Below are 12628 nucleotides of genomic sequence, written 5' to 3'. Positions count from 1 at the left end.
AAGACACAATCTTATCTGTAAACGATTTGGTATGATTTTTATGGTTTGAAACTGAGAATAATTATCATCTATGGAAGGTGTCTCTCCTTGGTGGAGGTCGTATTACCCTGATGTGGAGCACCTTTGTATGAGTCGTTTTATCCATCAATGCCTCAAGCCGGCTTCGGCTGTCCTGACACTGGGTGGTGTCGCTGGGGGGGCCTATGCTGCTGACACAACAGCCCTGCATCAGGATGGCGTTGCCACATCAGATGGAACACATGCGGAACAGACAACAGCCGGAACATCTGCATCCCGGGCGGCACAGGATGGTGTGCAGGCAACGCAGGTGGAGCGTATCCATGTCATCGGTCATCCGTTCAACACGATGCATGCAGGCAACGACATGGGGCGTATGCCGCAGGATGTCATGCACACGCCGCAGACCATTGATGTCGTTCCCCGGGAACTGATCAAGCAGCAGAATGCGAAGTCTCTGGATGAGGCCCTGCGCAACGTCCCCGGCATCACGGCTTCCGTCGGGGAAGGGGCCGGTGGTCTCAACGGGGACCAGTTTCTCATCCGTGGGTTCCCGGCACAGAATGACATCTACGAAGATGGCCTGCGGGACTTCGGCGTCTATTCCCGTGACAGCTTCAACTATGATTCCGTCAATGTCATCAAGGGGCCGTCCTCACAGGTTTTCGGTAACGGAACGACCGGTGGTGCTATCAATGTCGTGACGAAGACGCCGACGGTCAACGACCATTACAACGTGGATTTCAGTGGCGGGTCAGCGGATTATTTCCGTGGCACGGTGGATGTGAACAAGCGGATCAACGACACCACGGCCTTCCGTCTGGAAGGGCTGGGGGCGTCCAACAATGTGGTCGGGCGGGACCATGTCTGGGATCATCGCTGGGGCATTGCGCCATCCGTGGCCTTCGGACTGGGGACGAAGACGACCGTCGTGCTTCAGGTGATGCATGAGACGGACAACAGCATCCCGGATTACGGGATGCCGGTCGTCAAGGCCCGTGGGTCCGCCTATGGGCGGCCGATCTCGGAATATGGCGTGCCCCGGCAGAACTGGTACGGCAAGCAGCAGGACCATAATCATACCGATGACACGATGGAGACGCTGCGCCTGAAGCACATCTTCAACGATCATCTGACATTCCACAATGATCTGCGCTTCGGTGAGTACAGCCGTGACTTTGAGGCCTCCAAGGTGCAGTGCGGCACGAAGTGCGTCAATGCGCTGAACAGTGGCAATTACGGTGCCGGTGTGATCACCCGCAACACCAACGGGAGCGTGCCGCTGCCCTACAAGCAGAACAGCTGGTCCTTCCAGGACGTCGCCTCCTTGCAGGCCGACTTCAAGACAGGTTTTCTGAGGCATCAGGTCGTGACAGGGTTTGACATGGAATATGTCCATGATTCCCGTCATCAGGACACCTATGAGGGGGCTTCCCTCACCAAGGCGGTGCCGACCGCCAACATGCTGTATCCAGACCCGCACAATGTGCCGGATGCGATGGTGCGCCGTGTCTCCGCACAGGCCAATTCCATGCCCAATATTGCCGGTATCGGCAAGAAGCCGAACAGCCGCGGGTATGGGTTCGACACGGGCATTTTCCTGTATGACCAGATATGGCTGACGAACTGGGCGTCCATCAAGGGCGGGTTCCGCTGGGACCGTTGGCAGAGCAACTACCGGACGTCCGGCCTGTCCGAACTGCCGAACAACCCGGACAGGAGCTTCCCGCAGACGACAAATACCTTCAACCCGACGGCCAGCCTTGTGCTGACACCGACGAAGTGGCAGACGGTCTATTTCACCTATGCCAGCTCCACCACACCGACGGGCATGTATGTGACCAGCGGGGCCGTGCCGGTCCGGCCGGGATCAAAGGGAACCGTGGATACACGCCCGCAGCGTGCCCGCCTGTATGAGGTCGGCAGCAAGTTCAGTCTGCTGCATGACCGCCTGGGGGCCACCATCTCGCTTTTCCGTCTGGACAAGAGCAATGCCCTGACGACAGACCCGGTCTCCAACTCCACCATCAACACGGGTGCCCAGCAGCGCAACCAGGGCATGGAACTCTCCCTTGGTGGCATGATCCTGCCGGGCTGGAACATCACGGCCACTTACGCCCTGTATGACCCGAAGACGTCCTCCAATGGTGGCGGGCGGATGCATAACCAGATCCAGTACGTGCCGCACAATCAGGCGACCCTCTGGTCCGCCTATGAGGCCTTCCCCGGTACGCCGTGGAACTTCACCATCGGTGGTGGTCTGACATGGCGTCAGAAAGTGTATCTGGATAATGACAACACCTCCAAAGTGCCTGCCAATGTGGATTTTGACACCGTCATTTCCCATCATTTCGGGCGGCACTGGCAGGTCTCTCTCAACGGGTACAATCTGGCCAATCGGCTGAACTACAACAGTCTCTTCAGCGGCTATGCCACGCCCGCACCGGGGCGGACATTCCTTGGCCGTCTGACCATGGATTACTGAGTGTCGGGGCCGGCCATGCCTTCTGCATGTCCGGTCTTGAAACCGGTGGATGATGGTGTGAAGGTTTCACATGGAGTAGGCAGGTCTGTCTGCTCCTTTTCCTGTAGGTGGCGGGGCTGCTGGCCTGCCTGAAAGGCATGATCTCATGATGTTGCATATTCCGGGAGTTCTCTCGGCAGAAGAGCTGGCTGACCTGCGGTCCCGTCTGGCCGCGGGAGAATGGGTGGATGGCCGGGGAACAGCCGGGTCACAGTCTGGCAGTGTGAAGAACAATCTTCAGATCGCTCCAGACAGCCCGCTGGGGAAGGAGCTCTCCACGTTTGTCCTGCGCAAGCTGGGCACGAACCCGCTCTATAACAGTGCCGTGCTGCCCCTGCGTCTCGTGCCGCCGCTATTCAACCGTTATGATGTGGGGATGAATTTCGGGGCGCATGTCGATAACGCCCTGCGGCCCATTCCCGGTACGGGGCACCGCATCCGTACGGACGTGTCCAGCACGCTTTTCATTTCCGATCTTGATGAATATGACGGGGGCGAGCTGGTCCTTCATGGGCCTTCAGAGGAAAAGCGGGTGCGCCTGCCTGCGGGGGACATGATTGTCTATCCCACCACGGCCCTGCATACGGTCACTCCGGTGACACGGGGCAGCCGCTGGGGGTCTTTTTTCTGGGCGCAGTCCGTCATCCGCTCGCAGGAGCACCGGTCCATCCTGTTCGACCTTGACCAGAGCATCATGGCCCTGACCCAGAGCCACGGCCCCAAGGATGCGGAGGTCCTGCGGCTGACCAACGTGTATCACAACCTGCTGCGGACATGGGCCGAGATGTGACCGTCTGGCCCACTTTTCAGAAGTGGGCTGACACGTCCAGATAATAGTAGCCGCCATTGATGCCGAGCTGGGATGTGCTCAGGTAGTATTTGGCGGCTCCCAGATAACGGTTGCCATGGGGCACCTTGCTGGGGAAGGCGGCGAAGATGTTGTTCCCGCCCAGTGTTGTACTCCAGATTTTGTTGATGTTGTACGTCACCGAAAGATTGGTCGTCCATTTCGGTCTGTTATGGAACTGGAGGTAGTTGGTGGTCGAGGCCGTTGAGGTATTGTTGTTCCGGTAATAGGTCAGGGCGGAGGTTGTCTGCCCGTACCGGATTTCATGCAGGGCAACGGCCCAGCGATGCGCCGGGGATACCCATGTGCCACCAAAGATGATCTTGCTGCGGGGATACGCAGTCGTGATGTAGGCCCGGCTGGGGGCGTTGAGGACCGGCGTGCCGTCGCTGCGGGTCGCCTGATGGCGCAGTCTGGTGCGGTTCAGGTTGATGGCGGCATCCCAGTTGATGCGCCCGGCGTGGCGCAGTTTCGTGGTGTAGGTGATGGTCATGTCCATGCCCTGCGTGCGGGTGTTCGCCACATTGGCAAACCACTGGGTGGACAGATTGTTGTTCGTGATGTTGGCGGGCAGGTCGGTGATGCCGTTGGCTGCCAGAATGTTGGCGGCTTCCACACCATAGAGGTTGTTCCCGGGCAGGATGCGGCCCCGCAGGTCGATCTGGTAGAAATCGGTCGTGACATGCAGCCCTTTGAAGGGTTCGGCAATGATGCCCCCTTCCACATTCGTGCTCTGCTCTGGTTTCAGACGCTGGGCCCCGCTGGCCAGGGCTCCGGGAGAGGTGGCGGCCACCAGCCCACGGGCCACGGTCGGGGAGAGGGTCAGGGCGGAATAATGTTCCTGCGCCAGTGTGGGAGCGTGGAAGCCGTTGCTGAATGTCCCCCGGAAGGCAAGCCTCCTTGACACGTCATAACGGGTGGAAATCTTGCCGGTCTGCGTGTTGCCGACATCGGTGTAATGTTCGTACCGTCCGGCCATGTCCAGCTGCCAGTGCTTTGTCAGATGGGTGGAAATGTCGACATAACCGGAGACCACGTCACGGTTGGAGTTGCCCGCACTGCGGGGGCTTGTTCCGGCGAGGGCCAGGCTGGTGCCGCCGCCATAGGTACTGGCACTGGAGCCTTCAGCAATGGAGTAGGCTTCATAACGGTATCCGGCCCCTCCGGCGAGATTGATGCTGTGGGGCCAGAAGGACAGATTGAGCTTCCTGTTCAGGTTCAGTTCGTTGTTCCACTGCGTGTCATTGAAGCCCTGCACCCTGTTGTAGGTGGTTTGCAGGGCGGAGGCGGGAAGGGCCTTGTTGGCGTCATTCTTCAGGCCGATATTGTCGAAATCCCGCCCGTACGTGCTGGACAGGTCCCAGTGCCAGCCTGCCAGACGGCCTTTCAGCCCTGCCGTGATTTCAAAATCATTTTCTTCCAGCGTCTGGAGGGGGGAATAGCCGTCCGGGTAGATGGCGGCGTAACCGGGTGTGCTGGCAAGGGATGAGGGCAGACGGTAATTCTGGAAGGCCTCCGCATGGCGGTGGGCATAGGTGGCCGTGCTGTAGAGCTGGAGCGTGTTGGTGATGTCATAGCCTGCATTGATGGCTACGGACTCCCGGGTCTGTTCCGGCTGGCTCAGGATCTTGTTGATGGTTGTTCCGGTCCGGCTGTCCGGTCCGGAGCGGAAGCTGTGGTCCTGATGCACGAGGTCGCCACTGACATGGATGAAGCCACGGTCCTCCCCGAAGGAGGCCCCGCCATCAATGAAGATGCCCTGCTGGTAGCCGTCTCCCTTGCTGGTGATGCCGCTGTTGGACCGGATCGTCAGTCCGTGATCCTGCTTCTTGAGGATGATGTTCACCACCCCGGCAATGGCATCCGATCCGTACTGGGCCGAGGCACCATCTCGCAGCACTTCGATGTGATCGATGGCAGAGAGGGGGATCATGTCGATGTCGGTCGGGGTCGTGCCCTGCTGCGGCCCGGAATCGGCATAGATGTTGGCCGTGGTGTGCCGCCTGTGCCCATTGACGAGGATCAGCGTCTCATTGGAGCTCAGTCCCCTCAGGCTGATGGAATCCGTCAGGGCGCCTGCATCAAAGCCGCCTGTGGGGACGGTGAGGGATGGCAGCAGGAGCTGCATGGCATCTCTCAGGGTTGGCTGGCCGGTACTGGTGAGCTGCCGGCTGGAGACGACATCAATGGGTGCAATGGAATCACGGGCCTTTTTCCCGATCTCCCGTGTCCCTGTGACGATGAGTGTTTCCGTTCCGCCGGGCACCTGCTGGACGTGTTTCTGACGCAACGGGGTGGTGGCCTGCCGCCTGGTGATGGGTTTGGGCTTTCCTGTGGCAGATATTTTTTCCTGTGCCGGTGCCACGGTCTGGTCTCTGGTTGCCGCCTTGACCTGGGAGGATAGAGCCGTCATGCAGCCCAGCCCGATGCCAAGCAGGGAGGGGAGGGTAGTCAGGCGACGTGAAGGAGGCAGGGAACGCATCAGAGACCAACTTTCCAGCAGGTGAAGCAGGACCTTGCACACGGGGGATCATCCGGGCAAACTCCTATTCTTCATAGTGAAAAATAGAAACATCTATGCGCCTGTCTGATATAGAACAGTCGTCTTCAAGACCATGGGAGAGAGGGTGTGACAGGGCACCTGTTGCATGAAAGGCGCCGTACTGTGCTGTCCTGGACACATAATGAACTATGATGAATCGTTCATTATGGGACAAAAAAAGCTCCTCTGGGGAGCGGAGCAGCGAAGACTGCAGAAACCGGCCTGGCAGCATCCCTGTCAGGCATAGGGAGACAGTGGCGGGGCAGGCCCCGCACAAGGTCTGGTCAAGGGAAAGGGAGTACTACAGGTCCTCATTGGGAGTCATGGTGGAAACCTGCGCCCGCAGGCCACTCTGCGGGACCTGGATGTCGATCTCCAGCTTGGAGCATTTCTGCCCCCGATCCATCTTGATCTGCACATTGTCTTCATCAATGGAGACATGACGTGCCAGAACTTCAAGGATTTCAGCATGGAGAGTCCGGAGGAGGGTTGAGTCCCCACCTTCCTGCGCCTGCCGCTCATGCGCCAGCAGGATCTGCAGCCGGTCCCGTGCTACATTGCTGCTTGCCTCGGGGCGTTTCCGGGAAAAGAAGCTGTCCAGAAAACTCATGATCCCCTCTTTTTGAAGATGCGGTCGAACAGACCACGTTTTTCGGTCGGGATGGTGACGGGGATGTCCTTGCCTTCCAGGCGGGCCACGGCTTCGAAATAGGCCAGGGCAGGGACGCTCTCCGGGGAGGCAAAAGTGACCGGAGCCCCGACGTTGGAGGCCTTGAGGACATCTTCGCTTTCGGGAATGACGCCAAGCAGGGGCAGGGAGAGGATGCCCACGACATCTTCAACACTCAGCATCTCACCACGGGAGGCCCGGCTCGGGTCATAGCGTGTCAGGAGCAGGTGCTTCTCGACCGTCTCACCTTTCTGTGCCCGGGCTGTCTGGCTGTCGAGCATACCGATGATGCGGTCAGAGTCACGGACGGAGCTGACTTCCGGATTGGTGACGATCACGGCGTGGTCGGCATGATGCATGGCCAGCTGGGCCCCGCGCTCAATGCCGGCTGGGCTGTCACAGAGGATCCAGTCGAAGCGCTCCCGCAGCTCGTTCATCACCCGTTCTATGCCCTCGCTTGTCAGGGCGTCCTTGTCCCGGGTCTGGGAGGCCGGCAGGATGGACAGGGTATCACAGCGCTTGTCACGGATCAGGGCCTGATGGAGTGTGGCTTCCCCCTGGATGACGTTGATCAGGTCGAACACGACCCGCCGTTCGACCCCCATGATGAGGTCCAGGTTGCGGAGCCCGACGTCAAAGTCGACCACAGCCACATTCTGTCCGCTTCGCGCCAAGGCGGCCCCAAGGGCGGCTGTTGTTGTCGTTTTGCCAACGCCCCCTTTGCCGGATGTAACAACAACGATCTTTGCCATGAAATTTTCAGCTTTCCCGCAGTCGGCTCATGAGCCTTATTTGTGGACATTATTGCAGATGATTAAGGTTCAGTAAAAGGGAACCTTACCTTGTTGCTTCATACTCTACAGTGATGATTAAGCATTGATAAGACATTCTGTATCACAAGTGGGCAGTTTTCTTTTTTCAAAAAAGGAAAAAGTCATATTTTGACAGTCCCTGCCTGAAGGGGAGTCACATTCAGCCGTTCCTGTTCCAGATAGACCTGTGCGGCTTTCCCCACGGAGTCTTCCGGCATTTCTTCGGCCACCATGTAGAAACCGTCAATGGCGAGCAGTTCGGCCTCCATCTTGGCGGTGTAGATGCGGGCCTGGGGATGGCCGTCCACCCCGGCAATGGCCCGCCCGCGCAACGGCCCGTAAACGTGGATGGACCCACCGGCAATGATCTCCGCACCAGAGGAGACGGCCCCCAGCACGATGACGTCCCCATCGGGATTCTGGATGGACTGGCCAGAGCGTACGACCCGGTTGATGATGAGCGGTTCGCTCAGGTTCGCAGTGGCGGGCTCGGCCGCCTGCGGCTCTTCGCCATCGGGCAGGTTCACGGGCCCGCTCGGGCGCCCGCCCTGGAGTTCGATGGGCCACTCCCATGACTGGAGGGCTGCCCAGTGGCGATCTCCCCCCTCAATGCCGATCAGATGGATATGGCGCTGGCGCAGTTCCTGCTGGAAACCGGCCAGTCCTTCCGTATTTTCATCCAGCAGGCTGAGGTCCAGAATGACGGGCTGGCGGTTGAAGAATCCGGCGGCGCGCCTCATATGCTCATCCAGTCCGGCCAGCCAGTCCTTCAGCGGGGCTTCTGGGGAGAGAATGAGTGCCAGGAAAGACCGGCCCCGGGCACGGATGGTCATTCTGCTGGTACCTGGGGCTTGCACTGCGGACGCATCTGACGGATGAAACGACGGAGATGCTGATGGGCTGGACATGAACTGTGGATCACCGTGGTTGTGTCTGGACTGATTGGAATGGTCTCTGTTCCCTGATGCAAAAATGCCGTAGGAAAAACATATGCGTATACTGCATCACTTACCCCTGTCTCCGCAATCGCGTTTTGTGCGGCTCATGCTGGCAGAGAAGAAGCTGCCGTTTGAGCTCGTCGTGGAAAAGACGTGGGAGCAGAACGAACGGTTTCACGAACTGAATCCGGCAGGCGAGGTGCCCGTTCTGGTGGAGGACAGTGGCATGGTCGTGCCTGGCGGGCGTGTGATTGCCGAATATCTGGAGGATGCCTACCCGGAGACCTCTCTTCTGGGGCGCAATCTGGCTGAACGGGTGGAAGTCCGCCGCCTCATGGACTGGTTTGAGCGGCTCTTCCAGCAGGAAGTCATGGTCAACCTTCTGGGGGAAAAGGTGGAGAAGCGTCTTTTCGGGCAGGGGCATCCTGATGGGAAGATTCTTCAGGCAGGGTACAAGAATCTCCGTTTCCATCTGGATTACATTGGCTATCTGGCCGAAACACGGACATGGCTGGGGGGTTCTGTTCTGACAGCGGCAGATTTTACGGCTGCGGCCCATATTTCCGCCCTGGATTTTCTGGGTGATATCGACTGGCGCCGGGCTCCGTGCGTGCGGGACTGGTACGCCCGCATAAAGTCCCGCCCCTGTTTCCGTGATCTTCTGGGTGACCGTGTCAGCGGCGTGAAGCCACCTGCCCATTATGCCGATCTTGATTTCTGACGGGTCATGAAGGGCGTGGGGCAGACATGGTGATGTGGGATGTGGCCGTCATGGGGGCGGGGGCAGCTGGCATGATGGCGGCTGCCACGGCAGGGCAGAGGGGCGCACGGACTGTCCTTCTGGACCATGCCGATCAGCCGGGGCGGAAAATTCTCATTTCTGGTGGTGGGCGGTGCAATTTCACCAACCTGAAGGCGGACTGGACATATTACCGCTCTGAAAATCCCCGTTTCTGCCGCTCCGCTCTGGCCCGGTACCGCCCGCAGGATTTTCTGTCCCTTGTCGAGAAATACCGCATTCGCTGGCATGAGAAGGAAGAGGGACAGCTTTTCTGCGATGAATCGGCCCGGCAGATTGTTTCCATGCTGGAAGATGAATGTCGGGTTGGCGGGGTTACGTTCCAGCTGGGCTGTTCCCTGAGTGATGTGAGCCATGATGGTCACAGTTTCACACTGGAGACATCACAGGGGCCGGTGCGGGCACGGTCCATCATTCTGGCAACGGGGGGGCTGGCCCTGCCCAAGCTGGGCGCCACCGACATTGCCCTGAAGCTGGCCCGGCAGTTCGGCCTGCGGATTGTGCCACCCGCTCCGGCCCTCGTGCCCTTTCGTCTTGAAGCGGCCCAGCCGAATCTTGCCGGTGTGTCCCTTCAGGTCACGGCTTCGCTGGCCGGGCGGAAGAAGCCGGTCTTCACGGGGGGGATGGTCTTCACCCATCGGGGTGTGTCCGGCCCGGCCATCCTTCAGATATCGTCATGGTGGGACGGGCATGAAGCCCTGCGCCTGAATCTGGCTCCGGGGCGTGATGTTCATGAGGATATGCGGGGTATCTGCCAGCAGCGCCCGAAGGCTCATGCGCCCGCCCTGCTGGAGGCCCTGCCCGCCCGGTTGGTGAAGGTGTTGGTTGCTGGAATGCTGGATGACCGCCCGCTGGCGGAACAGCCAGCGAAGGCGGTGCGTGCCCTGGCAGCGCAGGTGAGTGACTGGGTTCTCCACCCGGCGGGTACGGAGGGTTACGCCAAGGCAGAGGTCATGCGGGGCGGTGTGGATACGAGAGACCTGTCCTCCCAGACCATGGAGGCCCGCACGGTACCGGGGCTGTATGTTGTCGGAGAGGCCGTGGATGTGACAGGCTGGTTGGGAGGGTACAATTTCCAGTGGGCCTGGGCCAGTGGCGTGGCGGCCGGACAGGCTGCGGCAGGGCGGTCTGGTGTGTGATGGTGGCCAGAGGAGGGGCGATGCGATGGCGGCGGAAAAGAAGATGAAGAAGATGGAACGGCAGCCATGGCCCAGCGATGCTCCGCTGGAGGGTGAGGGACAGGCCCCGGTAAAGCTCCTTCTTGTCGAGGATGACGACAGTCTTGCGGAAGAGATCGTGGGGGATCTGTGCGGGCGTGGCTATGAGGTTTCACGTGCAGCAACAGGGACCGAGGGGCTGGAGATGGCCCGCCGGGATGATTATGCCCTGCTGGTGATGGACCGCATGCTGCCGGGCATGGACGGGCTGAGCGTGTTGGAGACCCTGAGGGAGCAGGGCATGACCATGCCGGTTCTGGTCCTGTCGGCCCTGTCAGCCGTGGATGACCGCATCAGTGGCCTGAAGGCGGGCGGGGACGATTATCTGACAAAACCATTCGTGATGGAAGAGCTGGCCGCCCGGCTGGAAGCCCTGCTGCGCCGTCCCATCTATGGCCGTACCTCCATGCTGAAGCTGGGGCCGCTGGAGATGGACCTTCTGGAACGGCGGGTGCGACGGGACGGGCGGGAGATCGACCTTCTGCCACGGGAGTTCCGGCTGCTGGAATACATGATCCGCCGCCCCAATACGGTGCTGACCCGGACCATGCTGCTGGAGGATGTCTGGAATTACCGGTTCGTCCCCCGCACCAATCTGGTGGACGTGCATATCGGCAAGCTGCGTCGCAAGGTGGACCGGGATGGCGAGGAGCCGTTGATCCACAGCATCCGTGGTGCCGGGTTCTGCCTGCGTGTCCCGGAGTGACCTGTTTCGCACGGCGGCGTTCCGGTTGACGCTGGGGCTTGTCTGTGTCGTCGTGCTGGGGATGCTGCTGGAGCTGATCCTGCTTTATGGGCAGATCAGTACTTATGAGCAGCTGCGCACCAACGACCTGCTGCGCCGTTCTGCTTCGGTCCTGATGCAGGAGGCCCCGGGTGATCTGGAGGTCCGGCTGAAAGAACGCAGCACGAGCGAGCTGCGCATCTTCCTGAATGCTGCCGCCCTGTTCGACAGGGACCATCACCCCATAGCCGGGGACATGACAACGTGGCCCGCAGGGCTTACGGCCAGTCCTTCTACCCAGAATCTCTCCTTTGTCCTGCCGGATCATTCCGTGACGGTCATGCGCTTTCTTGTGGTGGAAGTGCCGGGGATGCAGCCGGGGAAGACCCGCCTTCTGGTATTGGGGCGCTCCCGCCACATGGTGGATGAGCTGCGGCGTGTGGCCCGGCAATGCGCCCTGTTCTCCATGGTTCCGGTCGTACTGTTTGCTCTCATGGCGGGGATGATCCTCAGCCGCCGTGCGTTGGGGCGCATCACCAAGATGCATCATTCCATCGAGCAGATCGTCAAGGGGCAGCTTCGGGAGCGCCTGCCTGTCGGGCGCGGTCATGATGATCTTGACCGTCTTGCCGGGTCGGTCAACAGAATGCTGGATCGTCTGGAGCAGCTGATGGGTGAAATGCGGGATGTTGGCAACGACATTGCCCATGATCTCCGTACACCATTGGCCCGTGTCCAGGCCCGGCTGGATCGCCTGAACGGTTTTGTACAGGCGTTGACATCGACCCCGGAGGAGGAGCTCCGCTTCGAGCAGGCAATGGCTTTGTGCCAGAGGGATCTCGAGCAGTGTTTTTCTGTCATTACGGCCCTGCTGAGGATCGGGGAGATTGAAAATGGTCAGCGCAGGGCTGGTTTCAGGCGCATGGATATCATGCCTCTCATTGCCGACATGGCTGATCTGTACGAGCCCAATGCAGAAACGCAGGGGCTGACCCTGTCCGTGATACCTCATGAAGGCCCCGTGGAGCTTTGGGGGGATGCCGACCTGCTGAACGAGGTTCTGGCCAATCTTCTGGACAATGCTCTGAAATTCACGGGGGAGGGGGGAGCTGTCACTCTACGGGCAGGGCGGAACGAGCTGGGGGAACCGTGGTTCGAGGTGCGGGATACCGGGGTTGGTATTGCGGTGGAGGAGCGTGATGCCGTGATGGGCCGCTTCTACCGGGCAGACAAGAGCCGCCACGTGCCCGGCAGCGGGCTGGGGCTGAGCCTTGTGGCGGCCATCGTCCGGCTGCATGAGGCCCGTCTCGTGATTGATGAGAACCGTCAGGGGGATGTTGGCAGCGGAACCGTGTTCCGTCTTGTTTTCCCGGTTCCTGAACAGGCCCAGTGCGCAGGGTGAGGTGTGATGGGCCGTGGCAGATAAAAGGCTGGTAACGGAACCGTGTTCTTAAAAATCTTTTCAGATGAAAAGCATTTTTTCTTTGGGTTGCGTCGTTATAATCCCCCGGACGCAGGGTTGGGGCCTTCGGGCACC

General features: G+C 59.9%; 10 protein-coding genes. 6 read left to right on the top strand and 4 right to left on the bottom strand.

Annotated features, from left to right (window positions below):
- The first annotated feature begins 127 nt into the window (after positions 1–127).
- The gene (locus ASO19_RS01230) at positions 128–2503 is read left to right on the top strand and encodes a TonB-dependent receptor (RefSeq protein WP_103765222.1); all 2376 of its coding nucleotides are present in this window, start codon (positions 128–130) and stop codon (positions 2501–2503) included.
- Between the two features lie 145 nt (positions 2504–2648).
- A complete protein-coding gene (locus ASO19_RS01225) occupies positions 2649–3332 on the top strand; it encodes a Fe2+-dependent dioxygenase (protein WP_043558305.1) in 684 nt (227 codons plus the stop codon).
- Positions 3333–3348: 16 nt separating this feature from the next.
- Here the strand turns inward: ASO19_RS01225 and ASO19_RS01220 are convergent, their stop codons facing one another.
- The 4 genes from ASO19_RS01220 to minC all read right to left on the bottom strand — a co-directional run bounded on the left by ASO19_RS01220 (position 3349) and on the right by minC (position 8246).
- Positions 3349–5871, bottom strand: a complete 2523-nt coding sequence (locus ASO19_RS01220) for a TonB-dependent receptor plug domain-containing protein (RefSeq protein WP_258036053.1) — start codon at positions 5869–5871, stop codon at positions 3349–3351.
- 361 nt (positions 5872–6232) lie between these two features.
- On the bottom strand, positions 6233–6541 hold the full coding sequence (gene minE, locus ASO19_RS01215) for a cell division topological specificity factor MinE (protein ID WP_043557807.1): 309 nt from the start codon (positions 6539–6541) through the stop codon (positions 6233–6235).
- Positions 6538–7353 (bottom strand): septum site-determining protein MinD, encoded by an 816-nt coding sequence (gene minD, locus ASO19_RS01210; RefSeq protein ID WP_081562853.1) that lies wholly within the window; start codon positions 7351–7353, stop codon positions 6538–6540. The genes minE and minD overlap by 4 nt, the downstream gene beginning before the upstream one ends.
- A 182-nt stretch (positions 7354–7535) precedes the next feature.
- The gene (gene minC / locus ASO19_RS01205) at positions 7536–8246 is read right to left on the bottom strand and encodes a septum site-determining protein MinC (protein WP_103765221.1); all 711 of its coding nucleotides are present in this window, start codon (positions 8244–8246) and stop codon (positions 7536–7538) included.
- A gap of 157 nt (positions 8247–8403) precedes the next feature.
- Between minC and ASO19_RS01200 the strand changes: the two genes are divergently transcribed.
- Genes ASO19_RS01200 through ASO19_RS01185 form a run of 4 tightly spaced genes read left to right on the top strand, consistent with a single transcriptional unit; the run spans position 8404 to position 12493 of the window.
- Positions 8404–9072 carry a glutathione S-transferase family protein gene (locus ASO19_RS01200; RefSeq protein ID WP_043557811.1) on the top strand — a complete coding sequence of 223 codons (669 nt, stop codon included), beginning with the start codon at positions 8404–8406 and terminating at the stop codon, positions 9070–9072.
- A 32-nt stretch (positions 9073–9104) separates the two neighbouring features.
- Positions 9105–10289 carry a BaiN/RdsA family NAD(P)/FAD-dependent oxidoreductase gene (locus ASO19_RS01195; RefSeq protein ID WP_103765282.1) on the top strand — a complete coding sequence of 395 codons (1185 nt, stop codon included), beginning with the start codon at positions 9105–9107 and terminating at the stop codon, positions 10287–10289.
- 52 nt (positions 10290–10341) lie between these two features.
- Positions 10342–11073 (top strand): response regulator transcription factor, encoded by a 732-nt coding sequence (locus tag ASO19_RS01190; RefSeq protein ID WP_052348917.1) that lies wholly within the window; start codon positions 10342–10344, stop codon positions 11071–11073.
- Entirely contained in the window at positions 11060–12493 is a 1434-nt protein-coding gene (locus tag ASO19_RS01185; RefSeq protein WP_043558309.1) for a sensor histidine kinase, read from the top strand. The genes ASO19_RS01190 and ASO19_RS01185 overlap by 14 nt, the downstream gene beginning before the upstream one ends.
- Positions 12494–12628: the final 135 nt, after the last annotated feature.

This window comes from Parasaccharibacter apium (assembly GCF_002917995.1).
Classification (GTDB): Bacteria; Pseudomonadota; Alphaproteobacteria; order Acetobacterales; family Acetobacteraceae; genus Bombella; species Bombella apis.
The sequence above is the reverse complement of the archived record's forward strand: the minus strand, read 5'-3'. Positions and strand labels throughout refer to the sequence as shown.